This window comes from Paenibacillus sp. J22P277, assembly GCF_059383675.1.
In genome coordinates, this window is record NZ_JBXENS010000005.1 from 179,318 (window position 1) to 196,132 (window position 16,815).

The following is a 16,815-nucleotide window of genomic DNA, read 5'->3' on the forward strand; positions in this document are numbered from 1 at the left end:
TCCGAAAATGCGATCGCCGCCGCTGCTCTGGGCGAGGATGGAGTTGATAAAAACTTTATTTGACGATTGCCCTCCGGGTTGTTACAATAATCCACAGTAAAGGACTGGGTTTTGTCGAAATAAATCATTGTTGACCGGACCGCCGGAGACACGCGAATTACTGCGATGTCTCCTTTTTGCGTTTATCGGTACAGTACCGGAAACGTTCCGGAGACAGAAGGGAGCGAGAACCATGAATATTCGAAAAATCGCCGAGCGATGCGACGTTTCGGTCTCGACCGTATCGCGCATTCTCAACAACAAACCGGACGTCAACGCCGAAACGCGGGAAAAGGTGATTCGCTTCATGAACGAGCACGGCTTTCAGCCGACCGTCGTCGCGAATCGCCAGGAAACGATCGGCATCGTAACGCCTGTCGTCTCGTTCCCGGAATACATGGGCGAACTGATGAACGGCCTCATGGAGAAAGCCTATGCCTTGAACATGTACCTGACGCTGGTTCCTTACCAGGGAAAACTCTTCAGAGACGCCGGCTCGGTCGCGCATTTCTGCCGGTCCAACGGGTTCAAGGGACTGATCGCGATCAATCCGCCGCTCGTATCTCCGCTGCCGCAAGCGCTTGTCTCGAGCCGCATTCCCCATGTGGTCGTGGCGGCTTCCTATCCGAATACGGACGTGTCCTGGGTCGATGTGGATAATGCCGACGGCTGCAGGCAAGCCGTCCGTCATCTGGTTCAGCTTGGCCATAGGCGAATCGCGCTGTTTCATGCGCCAGTGGCGCATCCGTGCGACGCGGATCGCGTACGGGGCTACCGCGAAGCGCTGCAAGAGGCAGGGATCGAGGTCGGCCCCGGCTGGGTCCAAGAGTTAAACGCGCTTCGCGAGCCGGTGCGGAACACCGTCATGCACGTGCTGGAAGAAGCCCGGCCGACCGCGCTCTTCTGCTCGACGTACCGGGGAACGCTCGCCGTGAGCGGCGAGCTTCGGGAGCTGGGGCTGCGCATCCCGGAGGATATGGCGATCGCCGGCTTCGGCGATTACGACGTATCCCCGTTAATGAGTCCGCCGATGACGACGGTGCATCAGCCGATCGCGGATATCGGCAGGACCGCCGTGGCGGCCTTCGATGAACAGCTTCGCCAAGAGGCCTATGCCCGCATTCAGACGTTATTGCCGGCGCGCCTGATCGTGCGCGCTTCGACCAAGGGAGGGTGAAACCATGAAGACCGCCGCGCGAAGCGTTGCAGCCCGGACGAGCAAGATCGGCCTTTTACGGAAGATCTGGCGCGTCCGGCACGCTTATTTCTTCCTGATACCGGTCTTTGCCGTACTCGGGACGTTCAAATACGGACCGCTAGTCGTCGCCGTTCAAAAGTCGTTCTTCGAATGGAACGGAGCGAATATCGACCGTTTCGCGGGCTTATCGAATTACGCGAAGGTATTCCACGACGCTTCGTTCCGCGGCTCCGTCGGGAACGTCCTCTTGCTGACGGGAGGCGCGCTGCTCGAAACGTTGACGCTTCCGTTGCTCGCGGCCGTGCTCGTCTTCCATATTCGGCGCAGGCGGCTCGCGGAATGGGCCCGCGTGTTATTCATCGTTCCGCTGATCGTGCCCTCCCTCGTCGTCATCAAAATCTGGACGTGGGTCTATGCCGGCCAGAATGGCCTTCTCAATAGCCTGCTGAAGTCGATCGGACTGGACGGTTGGACCCATGCTTGGCTGGGCGAGAGCGGCACCTCCCTCTGGGCGTTGATTTTTTACAACTTTCCGTGGATCGGCGGCATTTACTTTCTGATTTATTTGGCGGGGCTGATGAACATTCCTTCGGAGCTCTTTGAGAGCGGGAGCATCGACGGCATGAACGTCTGGCAGCGATTCCGCTACCTGGAGCTGCCGCTCATCCGCGGCCAAATCCGGCTTGTCTCGCTGCTGGTGATCATCGGGCAGCTGCAGAATTTCGAGCTTCCCTTGATTTTGACCGGCGGCGGACCGGGCGAATCGTCCTTGACGCCCGCGCTTTATCTCTACGACCGCGCGTTCACGTATAACGAAATGGGCTACGCTTCATCGCTCGGCATGGTGCTGTTCGCCGGCATCCTGCTGCTTACGTTGACGGTGCAGCGGCTTATCAAATCTTCCGAGACTTCGGGTTAGGAGGCAGACGCATATGGCTGCTAGAACGACCTTCCGGTCGATCGTCCACTACGCCGTTTTGGCGATCCTGCTGCTGGCCACGGTGTTTCCGTTCTATATGACCTTGATCAACTCCTGGAAGCACCGAATGGACATCTACAACCATTTCTGGAGCTGGCCGACGCACGCTTACTTCGATAACTACGGGACTGCCTGGGGCTACCTGCTTCCGTACATGCTGAATTCGTTTCTCGTCGCCGGCGGGATCGTCCTGGCCGTGCTGATCCTCTCGTCCATGGCGGCTTTCTCGTTCGCGGCCTACGATTTTCCCGCCAAAGGCGCGCTGTACGTGCTCGTCATCATGATGATGATGATTCCGGGTTTCCTGCTGCTTGTGCCGCAGTTCGTGCTGGCAAAGGCGCTTGGGCTGCTCAATACGTACGGCGGTCAGATTTTTCCGCCGGCCGCGGTCGGCTCCGCGATGGGGACGATGCTGATCCGGGAGTTCCTGGCGGGCCTGCCGCTCGGGTTGTTCGAATCCGCGCAGCTGGACGGCGCCGGCCCTTGGCGGATCTTCAGAAGCATCGCGGTCCCGCTGGCGAAGCCGATCCTGTCGGTCGTCGGCATTCTGACGGCCATCAGCGGTTGGAACAACTATATCTGGCCGCTGGTGATCATCTCCGACGAGCGTCTGAAGCCGGTTATTCTGGTGCTCGGAAATATCTCCGGCACGGTCGAGCAGGGAACGGGGCTGCAGCTGGCGGGTTACGTCGTTTCTTCCTTGCCGTTCCTGGTGCTGTTCATATTCGCGACCAAGCCATTCATATCGGGCCTTACGTCCGGCGCGATGAAAGGCTGAGCACGAGCGGCATGAATCCGATTCTGCCTGGGAGGTGAGCCTCGCGTAAGTCGAAAGCCGGATTCGTTAACGATTCGCGATCCGCTATAATAAATGATTGGAGAGAATCCACCATGTCCAAGAAACGCATGCAATCCACGGCCATTCTGGCGCTCGGTCTCGTCCTGCTCGCAGGCTGCTCGAAGAACGCAGGCTCCTCCGACCAGGCGAACGCCGGCGGCGATGCCGGCTCGTCGAACGGCAAGCCCGTCATTCAATTCACGACCAGCAAAAGCAAAATCGAGGACGACAACAAGGCGTACGAGAAGCTTGTCCGCGAGTACAACGCCAATCCGAACGCCAAGGCGGAAGTCAAGCTGACGCTCGCCAACTGGGGGGATAACGGAACCGACCAGCGCACCTGGGTCACGACGCAGCTCATCGGGAATAACGCGCCGGATCTGTTCCAGTCCAAGTACCTCTGGTCCCAGGAGGATTACGGCAAAGGTCTCGTCGCCGACCTGACCGGCGATCTGGGGCAGCCGAACCCTTACGACGGCGGCGCGGATTGGCGCGGCACGCTGTCCGATACCGTGATGGCCAACATGCTCGTTCCCGGTACCGATAAGTACGCGGGCATTCCCACGTATTCCGCGACGATCCGTCTCTTCTACAACAAGGATCTCTTCGATAAAGCGGGGGTATCGACGCTTCCGGAAACCTGGGACGATTTCCTTGACGCGCAGGAAAAGATCCAGCAGGCAGGCATCACGCCGATGGCGATCGGCTTCGCCAAGCAAGGGGGCGACCGGCCGAACTGGATGCTCCGGTATTTGTCCGACCAGACGGTCGAGCAGCTCATCCCCAAAATGGATCTCGACCAGAACAAGATGATCGGCTCCAACGAGATCGTCGCGGCCATCGACGAAGGCGTACTCGACTTCGCGAAGGCGCCGTGGAAGGACGTGTTCCCGATCCTTAAGGATTGGACGCGTTATTGGCCGAAGGGGTTCAACGGCATCACGGTGGACGACGCGAACGAGATGTTCCTGCGCGGGGACGCGGCGATGACGCTGGCCACGCCCGATTTCGTCAAGCAGCTGGAAGGCATGAATTACGGCGTCATGCGGGTGCCTTACCTCACGAAGGAGAACCATCCGATGGCCGAAGGGAAATATTACGAGGTGGCTTCCGGCAATCCGGACGGCGTCTACGTCATGCCGAAAACGATCTCGGCCGAGAAGAAGGCGGCGGCCGTCGATTTCCTGATGTACCTGACTTCGCCTTCCGTGCAGAAGGAAATCGCCGAGCAGCTGTACCGGGTGCCGGTGCTGAAGGACGCCGAATTCCCGGACAACATCAAGCAGTTCCTCGCGGTCAACGAACCGTTCAAGATGAACCTGTTCGGCCCGGCATTCAGCAAAAACCTTTATGATACGTTCGGCAAGGACGGTCAGCTGTATCTGGACGGGTCGCTGCCGCTCGACGTCTTCCTCGGCAAAATGAACGACGTGGCGAAGCGGGAGGCGGACGCGCTCAAACAGTCGCAGGGCTGGAACGAGCAGAACGGCTACGGTACCCATAAATAAAGGCCAAAGCGCCAGAGGAGCGGCTATATGACTACGAATCGATCACGCCCGAACGTCATCGTGTTCTTCACGGATCAACAGCGCTGGGACACGACCGGCGTCCACGGCAATCCGCTGGGCTTGACGCCGAATTTCGACCGGATGGCGCAAGAAGGCACGCACGCGGCGTATTCTTTTACGTGCCAACCCGTTTGCGGACCGGCGCGGTCCTGCCTGCAGACCGGCAAGTACGCAACGACGACGGGGAGCTACCGCAACGGCATCCCGCTCGGCGCGGAGCATGCCACGCTGGCAGACCATTTCACCGCGGCCGGCTATCGCACGGGCTATATCGGGAAATGGCATCTTGCGGACGAGGAACCGGTGCCGGCCGGCAAACGGGGCGGCTACGACGAGTGGCTCGCGTCCAATCTGCTCGAGTTCACGTCCGACAGCTACGACACCGTGATGTACAATAACGAGAACGAGGCGGTGAAGCTGCCCGGCTATCGGGCGGATGCGCTCACGGACGCGGCGATTCGGTACGTGGACCGGCACCGGGAGGATCCGTTCTTTCTGTTTCTCTCGTACATCGAGCCGCATCACCAGAACCACTTGGATAGTTACCCGGCGCCAATCGGCTACGAAGGCCTCTACGCGGGGAAATGGACGCCGCCGGATTTGGCGGCGCTGGGCGGAAGCGCGCCGCAGCATCTCGGCGGCTACTACGGCATGGTCAAACGTCTGGACGAAGCGCTTGGACGCCTGATCGACGCGGTTCGAAGCATGGGCTTGTCCGACGATACGATCATCCTGTTTACGTCCGATCACGGCTGCCATTTCAAAACCCGCAACGCCGAGTATAAGCGCTCCTGCCACGACAGCTCGCTTCGCGTGCCGACGGCCTTCATCGGGCCCGGGTTCAACGGAGGAGGGCGGCTCCGGCGTCTCGTCAGCCTGATCGATCTTCCGCCGACGCTGCTCGAAGCGGCGTCCATACCGGTACCGCAAGAGATGGAGGGGCGATCGCTTCTCCCGACGATCCGCGGGGAAGAAGCCGAGGCGCCGGACGACGTGTTCGTGCAGATCAGCGAATCGCAAGTCGCCCGCGCGCTTCGAACGCCGCGCTGGAAGTACAGCGTATCGGCGCCCGATAAGAACGGTTGGGACGATTCGAGCTCGGAGACGTACGTGGAGGAATTTCTATACGATCTGGAGGCCGATCCGCACGAGCTGACGAATCTGATCGGCTTGGATAGCTATGACGCCGTGAGCGAACAACTCCGGAGACGGCTGCTGCAACGAATCGCGGAGGTGGAAGGCAAGACGCCCGTCATCGTTCCGGCAGAACGCAAGCCTTCCGGGCAGCGGCGCGTTTCCATCCGCGGGTCGGCGGAGTAGGCGAGATTCGCGGTAGAGAAGGTCATGCCCCGCTTTCGCTTTCAACAAGGCACCTGACGTCTTTCGACGGACAGGGCCTTGTCTGAGGTGGACGGATCAGGCAACGAAAAAGCCGCAAGAACCGAACACGGGCCTCAACCCCCGAGCGGTCCTTGCGGCTTTTTGCGGATCGCCGCCGTAAGATAAAGCAGCAGCGGGATAAGCACGAGCGGGATAAGCGACATGGTCGACCAGGATTGGGAGATGCTTTGCTGCACGACGACCATGTTGGAATAGCACATCAACCCCAAGACGATTCCTCCGAGCATGACCGGCCAGATCAGAATCTTCTCGTCCTGCAGGCGCAGGACATGCGAGACGCAGACGATCGCCGCATGGAAGGAGATCAGGATCCGAATGAAAATGGAAAACAGCCAAATGAAGATCAGCACGCCTTCGAGCCGCTCGAGAAAACCGCCGATGGAGACGTTTTTCGCCAGCAGATAGGTAGGGTACACGTTGTTTCCGGTCTGCTCGGCGCCAAGCATCATCACGCAGAGCAGCGTCATCAGGACGAGCACGAAATTACCTGCCAGCGTGCCGCCGACGAGCGCCCGCCGCCGGCCTTTTCCTTTCGCGACATACGGGTAGAGCGTCATCAGCAGCACCGAGTTTTGCAAGGAATAGAACGAAAAGGCGCCCTTCATTATCGGCTTGGCGCCGAATTCGAATACCGGAAGCAGCCTGGAGGGATCCAGGATCGGCAGCAGGCAGACGAGGAGCAGGAGCATCAGGACGGCCGTCCACGGGTAGAAGATCTCGACCGCATGGGAATAGACCGTGCAGCCCGACTTCAAGGCGATGACCACGACCAAGGCGAATAGCACCATCAGCGCTTCGACCGGCGTATCCTGCAGCAGCTGGGTCGTCATGAAGAAGCCCATAGAGCCGATCATTAGCGAACCCAAGAAGAAGCAATACAGCGTAAAGATGATGGTGATCAGCGCGCCGATCCATTTGCCGAGCAGCGAATCGGCGTATTGGGCCAGATGCTGGTCCGGAAATTTCTCGGCCAGCGCGGCATACAGCATGACGAGCAGCACGTTGACGGCGGAACCGACGATACCCGCGATCCACGCATCCTGTTTGGCCGCGGCGGCCAGCCCGCTCGGCGCGATCAGGATCGACGTGCCGATCGTGACGAAGATGACGATGAGGGTAAATGCCCGAATGCTGATTTGGGGTTTGTTCGTATCCAAGCTTATCCACTCCTTGGCTCAGCCGAGCATGGCGAAGATCGCCTTGCTCAGCGGATCGAATAGCGACATCGTCATTTTCAGCGGATTGGGCAAGTCGACCTGCGTCAATTCCAAGGTGAACAGCACCGCGCCCGCCGTCATGAGCAGGAAGTAGACCGAGATGTCCTTCCCTCTGCGTTTTCCTTTCAACGGACGAAGCTCGAACCAGCTGATAGCGGCGATGACAAGGATGACCAGTATGGCGGAAACCATCGGTTCATTCTCCTTTCTCGGTTTGGCGGGTTACGGGCTGCTGGGTCGTTCCGATCCGCCTCGTGTTGGTATGGACATGGATGTAGACGGGAACGTCCATGTACGTCGCGTTCCAATCCTTGATTCGATGCCAAATTTTCGGATGCTGGCGATGCACCTGCTGCCCGAACCCGAACACGTCGATCCCCAGTCTTTTCCTGGTATTCGCGACCGTGCTCTGGACGATCCGGCGGACCTTCGCGTCGGTTTGCCGGTCAAACCATTTCATCGTCGCTTCGTTCATCATGTCCAAGTCGCATTCGACGTCGGAGATGTCCTGTTCCATCGTGAGGTAGACATGGACGGCCAAGTCGTCTTTGCTTTTGCCGCGGATCTTGATCTTGGAATGGATATTGAACAGCTCCACCGAGGCGCGCCCTTTGTCCGGGCAGCCCAGATAGCCCACGGTCCACTTGATCGAATCGTGCACGTAATTGAGCGCTTTCGTCCCGCTCTCGTCCAGCCAGCCGACCATGCGGTCCTGCTTGAAGATGGCGGTCCCGGAGTACTTCAAATTGCTGGACGGGGAGATCTCTTGATGGTTCTTCTCGTTGGTATTGCTGGAATCCCCGACGATCTCGATGCCGGTCATGAAGGCGCTCATGCCTTCCGTTTCGGTGGCGATCAGCAGCTCGTTAAGCGTCATCTTGCTCGTCGCGGCCCACTGCTCGTCGGAGTTCCGGAGCTTGGTATACAGATTGTTGGCCGGAATCGGGTCCATCGAGCTGTACATCTTCAGGATGTCCGATGCCCGGCGGTTCTTCGCCACGACCAGGAAGAAGTCGTTGCGCATCTCGGCGTAGCGGGACAAATAATCGAGCGGCTTGCGCAGTCCTTGGCGCGCGGTATTCTCCCCGAACACGACCATGCGCAGGTGGGAGAATTGCAGCCGCCGCGGCGTGAGCACGGTCAAGCGACCGAGCGCGTCGGGCAGCGTTTTTCCGTCCTGCTCCAGCGTTACGACCGGCGCCAGCTTGGACCCGTAGCTGCTTTTGGGAGATACCTCCGCGGGATTGACGATCTGCACGGATATGTGATAGTTATCGCCTACCCGGTCGATGCCGAGGCCGGCGACGATGGAGATCTCGTTCAATTCTTGACGGTCCCAGCAGCCGGCCAAGGGAACGAGCAGGATCATCGACAACATAACGGGAAGGAATCTCCGAAGGCGCATCTCTCGTTCCTCCTTTGGCGCGGACCTTATTTCTGACGGATGGCGTTCCGCTTGGCCACGTTCTCCGGACGCTTCTTCATGAAGGGAAGGGGCACGCGCCACAGCGTGTCCTTCTGGTCGGATTTGTTGAACGGCGCAAGCGGCGACATGTAGGGAATGCCGAAGGAACGAAGCGCGCACAAACGCAGCACGAGCACGATCATGCCGAGAAACAGCCCGAACAACCCGAAGGATGCGGCGATCATCATGAATACGAACCGGATCATCCGCGCGGCGATGCCGATGTTGAAGGCCGGCATGACGAAATTCGCGATCGCCGTGATCGACACGACGATGACCATGGCGGCGGTGACGAGTCCCGCTTCGACAGACGCCTGGCCGATGACGAGCGTGCCTACGATGGAGATGGATTGGCCGATCGTTCGCGGCATGCGCACGCTGGCCTCGCGCAGGATCTCGAACGTCACCTCCATGATCAGCGCTTCCACGAAGGCCGGGAACGGCACGCCTTCACGCTGGCTGGCGAGGTTGTAGAGCAGAATCGTCGGCAGCAGCTCCTGATGATACGTCGTGACGGCGATATACAAGGACGGGGTGAATACCGCCAGGATAAAGGAGAGCATGCGGATCATGCGGATCAAGCTGGAGAACATCGAGCGCTGATAGTAATCCTCGGGAGATTGGAACATCTGCGCGAACAGCGCGGGCACGACAAGCGCGAACGGCGTGCCGTCCACCAAGATGGCGACCCGGCCTTCGAGCAGCTGGGCGGCGATGACATCCGGCCGCTCCGAGTTGCTGACCGTCGGAAAGATCGAGAATTGGCTGTCCTGAATCGATTCTTCGATGTAGTTGCTCTCCAGTATCCCGTCGATGTCGATCTTGTCGAGCCTTCGCCTGAGTTCCTCGAGCACCTCCATGGACACGATTCCGTCCAAATACACGATCAGAATGTTCGTCTGCGTCACGCGTCCGATCTTGCGCGGCTCCGCCCACAAACGGCGATCCCTGATTTTGCGCCGAAGCATGGACATGTTCCAGCTCAGCACCTCGGTGAACCCCTCCCGGGGTCCGCGGACGACGGACTGCACGTTGGGCTCTTCGACTTGGCGCGCATTGATTTTCTGGGTCGAGACGCATAGCGCGGCCGTTTCGCCTTCAAGCAGCAGAATGCCGTTCCCGGCGAAGAGGTGATCGTACAATTCGTCGAAATCGGTGATTTTCCATACGTTGCTGTCCGCGATGACGAATTGCATCAGATAGTCGGGCAACGAGAAATTGTCGTCCGACGTTTCCTGAGCCGCCGTCTTGCCGTATTCCAGCAGGGAGCGGACCAGGTCATGCGTATCGGAGAGGCCTTCCATCGAGACGATGGCGGCAGGGACCGGCTTTTTCCCCGGTAAGCCGATATGCAATTCCCGGATCTTGATGTCGCTGCTGCTGCCGCTCTCGCGCTTGAGCCGGGTTACGTTGTCTTCGACGCGCGCGCCGATTGCCTCCGGTTCGCCGTTGACCGTTGTTCCGCTCATGATGCTCACCTGCTTACTCGGGATAGAATGATGCTTAGGATGCGCACGTTGCGATCCGATTATTCCTGATTATGGGTTTCGAACCATGAAGCGGCAGACGGAACAAGCGGATCGATGATGGCAGGGCAGGAAAAAAATGACGGCCTGCGAATATAAGTAGAAGGCTGCGATAAGAAATGCACGCGCAAGTCCTCAAGCGCGGATGGAGGTGATGCGGTGGCCGAATTAGGGATGACCCTGCTGACCGTTCTGATCGGATTGACCGCAATCGTATTGCACGCGGGAAGGTTCGTGGATTTTTTTCGGCCGAGCGTGCTCCAGATTCAACTGTTCGGCATCCATATTACGCTGTTCGGCATCGTCTCGGCGGCAGCGTTTGACGGGAGCCGAGGCTATGGCTTCGCGATCGGCTTGATCGGGCTTCTTACCGGAGCATTGACGCCATTCAGCGAACCCGGTACGTCTCGTTCCGACGATAAATGACCGTCATGCGGCTTCGGTCCGGCCGAAGCAGACGGCGTGCGTTCATAATATTCCTTGACGGGAATATTCCATTTGGAGTATATTTAAGCCACAGCATGAAAGTGGACCTTGAACAAAGGACGTGATTACGAAAAAAAACCAAAAACAGAGGTGAGCGGCATGTCATGTTAAAGTCCGGCATGGACATAATGGCGCTGAGTGCTTTAGCCGAACCCAATCGAATAAATATCGTTCAACTGTTGCGCGACGGACCTCTTACCGTAGGAGAGATCGCCGAACGGCTGGAGCTGTCCCAACCGAAAACGTCGAAGCATTTGAAGGTGCTTAGCGAAAGCGGAATCGTGGAGGTGCGGGTCGATGCCAATCGCCGGATCTACCGGCTTCGGCCAGAGCCCTTTCAAGCATTGAATAGTTGGTTGCAGTCCTTCCGCCACATGATGGAAGATCGGTTGGATAACTTGGACGACTATCTGCATGAACTGCAGAACAAAAAAGAACCGTAATAGCGTGGGCAGGCCGAGAATGCTGAAAAATGAGCTTGAACCGAATATTAATTACCGATGAGGAGTGTATACAAGATGATCAACAAAATCAGCCAAGTGATGTTATATGTGAACAATCAAGACGCTTCGAGAGAATTTTGGACGGAAAAGCTTGGTTTCGAGGTGATCGCGGATGAAAAGAGCGGCCCGATGAGATGGATTGAAGTCGCGCCTAAGGGTGCGGCGACCAGCATCGTGCTTCATAATAAGGATCTCGTGGCCCAAATGAACCCCGGAATGAATCTCGGGACGCCGTCGATCATGTACTGCTCGGATAATTTCGATGCGTTATACGCCGATCTCAAGAACAATGGCATCAAGGTTGGAGACATCATGGAAATTCCCTCCGGCAGAGTCTTTAACTTTGCGGATAACGAAGAGAATTACTTTGCCGTATCGGAAATGAAGTAAGCTCGTAAAAATGTTGCGACAGCAGCTGATCCATAAAATCAGCTGTTTTTCTTATTTCTATCCAGTCCGTGAAACAGGGGGGCGTTTGAGAAAATCATGCATTTGTTCAAGTAAACAGTTGACTTGTAAACGATTCGGCATATAATAACATTATAGTTGACTAGTCTACTTTTATTCTCGTTGCATTGTCTTGGCAAACCAATCGCGAAAGGTGAGATGAAGCATGAATCAAGCAGATTTTCCGTATGAGAAGAAACGGCGGCGGGTTCTGGACTTGGAGATGGCCTATGTCGACGAAGGAAGCGGCGATCCGATCGTCTTCCTGCACGGGAATCCCGCGTCTTCGTATCTCTGGCGCAATATCCTTCCTTATGCGATCGGGCATGGACGCTGCATCGCGCCGGATCTCATCGGCATGGGGGACTCCGATAAACGCCGGGACGGCGGACCGGACGCGTATACCTTCGCCGAGCATCGCCGCTACCTGGATGAACTGCTGGAGCAGCTCGGCGTTCGCCGGCGCGTCGTCCTCGCGGTGCACGACTGGGGATCCGCGCTGGGCTTCGATTGGGCGCGCCGTCATCCGGATGCCGTGCGGGGTATCGTCTACATGGAGGCCATCATCAAGCCACGCAGCTGGAGCGAGATCCCGGAGACCGGACGCGTCGTCTTCCAGGCGCTGCGATCGTCCGAGGGGGAACGGATGGTGCTGGAACAAAACTCGTTCATCGAATTCAACCTGCCCGCCGGTATATTGCGCTCGCTGACGGATGAAGAGATGGCGCAATATCGCCGGCCGTTCGCGGAGCCCGGCGAGGGCCGCCGGCCGATGCTCGGCTGGGCGCGGCAGCTTCCCTTCGACGGGGAGCCGGCCGGCGTGACGGCCATCGTGACCGCTTACGGCGATTGGCTGGCGCAAAGCGCGGTCCCCAAACTATTCGTTCGCGCCGAGCCCGGCCTGCTGCCGCAATCTCACGTGGAATTCTGCCGTACGTGGCCTTCGCAAACCGAGCTCGCGGTTCCGGGACGCCACTACCCGCAGGAGGACGCCCCGGAGGAAATCGGCAAAGCGCTCTCTTCCTGGTTGAACGCGCTGGAGCGGCGCGATCCGCCCGGATGATCGACTGGACGGAGGATATAAACGTGCTTTATGGGCCGGTCGGCAGATTGCGGATATCGGCGGATCGGGTATAATCGATTGGTGCGAATGCGAAGAAAAGAGGGAAACACGAATGAAACTTATCGATTTAAGCGTACCGATCAGTCCGCGAATCCGGGAACCGCTGCCGGCTAGCATCGAATATGCAAGTCACGAGGACGGGGCGAAGCAAGCGGCCGCGGCGCTGGGCTTGAAGCAGGAGGATTTTCCGGAAGGGAAGGCTTGGGCGACCGAGACCGTCACGCTGAACACGCATGCGGGCACGCATATCGATGCGCCGTGGCATTACTGGCCGACCTCGGAAGGAACGAAGGCGAGAACGATCGACGAGCTGCCGCTCGAATGGTTTTATTCCGACGGGGTGGTGCTCGACTTCAGCAAGAAGCCGCCCGGCTACGAGATCACGAAGGAAGACCTGATCGCGGAGCTGGACCGGATCGGGTATTCGCTCAAGCCGTATGACATCGTGCTCATTCGGAGCGACGCGGACAAACGCCTGTATCAGGAACATTACGCCTTCCTGCATGCGGGCGTGTCGGCCGAAGCGACCGTCTGGCTGCTGGACCAAGGCATCAAGGTCGTCGGAACGGACGGCTGGGGCTGGGACATTCCGCTCAATCTCCAGGCCGAGGCGTACCGCGCGCAGCCGAGGGACGGCGTATTATGGGCCGCGCATTACGTCGGCAAGGACCGGGAGTACTGCCAGATCGAGAAATTGGCGAATCTCGATCAACTGCCGAAGCCGTACGGCTTCAAAATCAGCTGTTTTCCGGTGAAAGTGGAGCAGGCGAGCGCCGGCTGGGTGCGCCCGGTGGCCATGTTCGAAGACTGAACGGAAGCCGATTGCCAGGGGCTGTCGCGCGTACGATCAAGTTTTCCGGCAGGGGCTTCGAGCGCGACGACCTGCGAATCATTCGTTAGCGGCAGTCCATCATCGTTAGTGCGCTGACGAATGTCTGCTTACGACATAGGAACAGCCCGACAGGGCCCGGGAGGGACGCCGCGACGAAGCGGCTTCCTCCGAGGGTCCTGTTCGTCGTTCGCGCAGGCGTTCCGATTTTCTTCGCGCCAGCAAAGCAAAGCTTGTGTTACGATAAAGCTGAACTTGCACGCGCGGTTGGCCGGCAGACGAGAGAGACCGGCGATCGCAGGCACGAAGGGGAGTCGAAGCATGGAAGCGATCCGCCGGTTTTCGTTGATCGGGTCATTGAAGGGAAGATTGGCCGTTATCTTGACCGTCGCGACGATCGTGCCTATCCTGTTGACGGGTTATATCTCGTACCGCTGGATCTACGTGGTGCAGACCGAGAAGATCGAGGGCGACTGGCAGGACAAGGTGCGGCAGGAGCGGGACGAGCTGGGGCGCAAGCTCGACGAGCTCGGGAGGGTGTCGCAGCTGATGGATATCGAGGGCGGCATCGGACGGGACGTCGTCACTTTCATCTCCAGCACCGATTCATACAACAGGTCCATCCTGTACCGCGATATCAATCAGTCGGTGGCGAACGTGAATTTCTCGAATCCCAATCTGGGGGCGATGTTCTATTACGCGCCGGAGCTGGCGGAGCCGATGCTGTTTCCGAACGCCGCCGTGGGAGCCGGCTTCGAGCCGGACGCCCTGCATATCTTCTTCAAACAAAAGCTGTTCACCTATTACGGTCCTTATCCGTCGCTCGACGAATCCAATCGCAACGAGCTCGTGTTCTCCCTGCTGCGGAAGCTGGAATACGGCGAAGGGCGCTTCCTGTACGCGTATATCGAGACGAAGGTCATCGGCCTGGAAGCGATGTTCGCCCCGGGGGGCGAGTCGGATGGCGCGGGCAACGATCCCGTCTATCACGTCTTGACGACGCCGGACGGCAAGGTGGCGTACAGCAATCTGCCGGATGCCGCGATCGCGGCCGGGCAGCCGTTCTCGCTCGCGGGCGAAGCCTATCAGAGCTTTCAAGCGACCGGGACGCAAGGCTGGACGCTCTATCAGCTCATTCCCGAGAACGCTTACAATAGCGTGATGAAGAAATGGCTGTCGCAATTCATTTTGTTCGCTTCCTTTTCGCTGGTGCTCGGCATCGTCCTGGCTTGGCTGATCTGGCGCATGGTTTATCGGCCGATCCGGTTGATCAACCGGGAAATCACCCGCTTCAGCCATATTCCGTCCGCCGCGAGCACGCCGGCGACCGGACTTGCGGAATTCAATCACATCATGGACAACTTCCATCAGATGAGCCGGCGCATCACGGAGCTGATCACGGACGTGGAGGACAAGGAGAAGCGGCGGGGGCAGCTCGAGGTCGAGAAGCTGCTCGTACAGATCAATCCGCATTTCCTGCACAATACGTTGAACACGATCCAATGGCTGGCGCGAATGGAAGGACAGACGACGATCGCGGGCTTGGTGGCGATCTTCACGCGGGTGCTGCATTACAATCTCGGCAAGAAGAACATCATCGTCACGGTCCGCGAGGAAGTCGACGCCGTGCGGGACTATATCGATCTGCAGAACATTCGCTACGATCATTCCTTCAAGGTGAAGCTGCTGGTCGATCCGGATTGTCTCGACGTGCCGATTCCGCGCTTCATCCTGCAGCCCCTCGTGGAAAACGCGCTGTACCACGGCTTCGACGACGACGACAAGGGCGAGATCGAAGTGGCCATCGCCCGGGAGCGCCGGTCGCTGCTGCTGCGGGTCAGCGATAACGGCAGGGGAATCCCGGAAGAGAAGCTGCTCGTCATGCTGGAGGAGGACGACGAACGGCTGCGGAGATCGGGCCTAGGCATCGGGTTGCGGTACGTCAAGAAAATGCTGTTCGTCTACTACGGCCATGAAGCGCGGTTGACGATGGAAAGCGGAGCCGGCGTCGGAACGACGATCGCCATCCGGCTCCCGGACACCTTGAGAGGAGTGGAGGATCTTGATTCAGGCATTGATCGTGGATGACGAAAGCTTGGTGCGCAAAGGGATGCGTCTGCTATTCCCGTGGGAGAAATTCGGGGTCGAAATCGCCGGCGAAGCGGCGACGGGCGAGAAAGCGATGGAATTCATGCGGACGCATCCCGTGCAGCTGCTCATGACGGATATCACGATGCCGGGCATGTCCGGTTTGGAGCTGGTCAAGCTGGCGCGGGAGCTGGATCCGCCGCCGAAGGTCGTCATCCTGACCTGCCATCAGGATTTCGATTACATTCAGGAGGCGCTGCGGCTCGGCGCGATCGATTATATCGTCAAGACGCAGCTCGAGGAGCTCGACTTGGATCAAACCATGGAACGCATCCTGCGGGTCGTCCGCCAGGAGCTGCCCGGCAGCGTGCAGGCGCAGGGCAAAACGAAGCCCGGCAGCGCGCGGAAGGCGGTCGTCCGACTGGCGGAGAACGTGCAATGGGTGATGGACGACGAGAAGTTCGCGTCGCTCGCGGCAGCGGTCGCCGAACTGGACGGCGGCGATTCCTCCGAGCCGTCCTCCCTCTTGCGCGCCGCGATGGAGCGCTGGAGGCGGAGCTTCCCGATGTTCGGCTGGGAACGGCTGACCGGGCCGGGGCAAGCGGATGCGGGCGCGTGGCTGCGGACGCTTCGCGCCGAATTGGCCGCGTGGCTGCGCGGCTCGGCCTATTCCGAGGACGTCATCAAAGCGATCGTCAAGGCGGTCGATCTCATCCTGGAGCAGCCGGGACTTCATATGAAGCAGAGCGAGATCAGCCAGGCGGTCAATCTGAGCAAGAGCTATTTCAGCACCAGCTTCCGCGACATCACGCGGCTGACGTTCACGCAGTTTCTCCAGGCCGCAAGCCTGCACGCCGCCAAGGAGCTGCTGCTCGCCACGAACCATCCCGTCTATTGGATCGCCGAGCAATGCGGGTTTACGGACCAACGGTATTTCAGCAAATTGTTCAAGGAGCAGACGGGGGTGCTGCCGAGCGAATACCGGCAGCGGCATCCGGCACGCTCCTGAGCTTCGATCCAAAGCCCGAGCGCGGACGGCGGCAGACGATGCCGCCCGCGCTCGGGTTTTTGCTGATCCGGCGAAGAGCGGCGTTGCCTTGGCGCACGT

At 58.9% G+C, this 16,815-nt stretch carries 16 protein-coding genes; 12 read left to right on the forward strand and 4 right to left on the reverse strand.

What is annotated here, in order from left to right; genetic code table 11:
- Positions 1-232: 232 nt before the first annotated feature.
- The 5 genes from AC50YL_RS18010 (at position 233) to AC50YL_RS18030 (ending at position 5,942) form a co-directional block, all read left to right on the forward strand.
- The gene (locus AC50YL_RS18010) at positions 233-1,216 is read left to right on the forward strand and encodes a LacI family DNA-binding transcriptional regulator (protein WP_494833624.1); all 984 of its coding nucleotides are present in this window, start codon (positions 233-235) and stop codon (positions 1,214-1,216) included.
- Between the two features lie 4 nt (positions 1,217-1,220).
- On the forward strand, positions 1,221-2,156 hold the full coding sequence (locus AC50YL_RS18015; protein WP_494833626.1) for a carbohydrate ABC transporter permease: 936 nt from the start codon (positions 1,221-1,223) through the stop codon (positions 2,154-2,156).
- A 13-nt stretch (positions 2,157-2,169) separates the two neighbouring features.
- Complete coding sequence (locus tag AC50YL_RS18020) at positions 2,170-2,994, forward strand: carbohydrate ABC transporter permease (RefSeq protein WP_494833627.1); 825 nt, start codon at positions 2,170-2,172, stop codon at positions 2,992-2,994.
- Positions 2,995-3,107: 113 nt separating this feature from the next.
- The gene (locus tag AC50YL_RS18025) at positions 3,108-4,562 is read left to right on the forward strand and encodes an ABC transporter substrate-binding protein (RefSeq protein ID WP_494833629.1); all 1,455 of its coding nucleotides are present in this window, start codon (positions 3,108-3,110) and stop codon (positions 4,560-4,562) included.
- A 27-nt stretch (positions 4,563-4,589) separates the two neighbouring features.
- Positions 4,590-5,942: a sulfatase family protein gene (locus AC50YL_RS18030; protein WP_494833630.1), complete on the forward strand. Its 1,353-nt coding sequence runs from the start codon at positions 4,590-4,592 to the stop codon at positions 5,940-5,942.
- Between the two features lie 134 nt (positions 5,943-6,076).
- Here AC50YL_RS18030 and AC50YL_RS18035 read toward each other — a convergent pair whose 3' ends face one another.
- Genes AC50YL_RS18035 through AC50YL_RS18050 form a run of 4 tightly spaced genes read right to left on the reverse strand, consistent with a single transcriptional unit; the run spans position 6,077 to position 10,174 of the window.
- Complete coding sequence (locus AC50YL_RS18035; protein ID WP_494833631.1) at positions 6,077-7,180, reverse strand: GerAB/ArcD/ProY family transporter; 1,104 nt, start codon at positions 7,178-7,180, stop codon at positions 6,077-6,079.
- Between the two features lie 18 nt (positions 7,181-7,198).
- Positions 7,199-7,432, reverse strand: a complete 234-nt coding sequence (locus AC50YL_RS18040; protein WP_494833632.1) for a hypothetical protein — start codon at positions 7,430-7,432, stop codon at positions 7,199-7,201.
- A 4-nt stretch (positions 7,433-7,436) separates the two neighbouring features.
- Positions 7,437-8,645 (reverse strand): Ger(x)C family spore germination protein, encoded by a 1,209-nt coding sequence (locus AC50YL_RS18045; RefSeq protein WP_494833633.1) that lies wholly within the window; start codon positions 8,643-8,645, stop codon positions 7,437-7,439.
- Between the two features lie 26 nt (positions 8,646-8,671).
- On the reverse strand, positions 8,672-10,174 hold the full coding sequence (locus tag AC50YL_RS18050; protein WP_494833634.1) for a spore germination protein: 1,503 nt from the start codon (positions 10,172-10,174) through the stop codon (positions 8,672-8,674).
- Between the two features lie 216 nt (positions 10,175-10,390).
- Between AC50YL_RS18050 and AC50YL_RS18055 the strand changes: the two genes are divergently transcribed.
- The 7 genes from AC50YL_RS18055 (at position 10,391) to AC50YL_RS18085 (ending at position 16,716) form a co-directional block, all read left to right on the forward strand.
- A complete protein-coding gene (locus AC50YL_RS18055) occupies positions 10,391-10,657 on the forward strand; it encodes a hypothetical protein (protein ID WP_494833635.1) in 267 nt (88 codons plus the stop codon).
- Positions 10,658-10,821: 164 nt separating this feature from the next.
- Positions 10,822-11,160 (forward strand): ArsR/SmtB family transcription factor, encoded by a 339-nt coding sequence (locus AC50YL_RS18060; RefSeq protein WP_494833636.1) that lies wholly within the window; start codon positions 10,822-10,824, stop codon positions 11,158-11,160.
- A gap of 75 nt (positions 11,161-11,235) precedes the next feature.
- Positions 11,236-11,610: a VOC family protein gene (locus tag AC50YL_RS18065; RefSeq protein ID WP_494833638.1), complete on the forward strand. Its 375-nt coding sequence runs from the start codon at positions 11,236-11,238 to the stop codon at positions 11,608-11,610.
- A gap of 223 nt (positions 11,611-11,833) precedes the next feature.
- The gene (locus tag AC50YL_RS18070) at positions 11,834-12,730 is read left to right on the forward strand and encodes a haloalkane dehalogenase (protein ID WP_494833639.1); all 897 of its coding nucleotides are present in this window, start codon (positions 11,834-11,836) and stop codon (positions 12,728-12,730) included.
- Positions 12,731-12,842: 112 nt separating this feature from the next.
- Positions 12,843-13,601: a cyclase family protein gene (locus AC50YL_RS18075; RefSeq protein ID WP_494833641.1), complete on the forward strand. Its 759-nt coding sequence runs from the start codon at positions 12,843-12,845 to the stop codon at positions 13,599-13,601.
- Between the two features lie 339 nt (positions 13,602-13,940).
- Positions 13,941-15,707 (forward strand): sensor histidine kinase, encoded by a 1,767-nt coding sequence (locus tag AC50YL_RS18080; RefSeq protein ID WP_494833643.1) that lies wholly within the window; start codon positions 13,941-13,943, stop codon positions 15,705-15,707.
- Positions 15,682-16,716, forward strand: coding sequence for a response regulator transcription factor (locus tag AC50YL_RS18085; RefSeq protein WP_494833644.1), 1,035 nt, complete (start codon positions 15,682-15,684; stop codon positions 16,714-16,716). The genes AC50YL_RS18080 and AC50YL_RS18085 overlap by 26 nt, the downstream gene beginning before the upstream one ends.
- Positions 16,717-16,815: the final 99 nt, after the last annotated feature.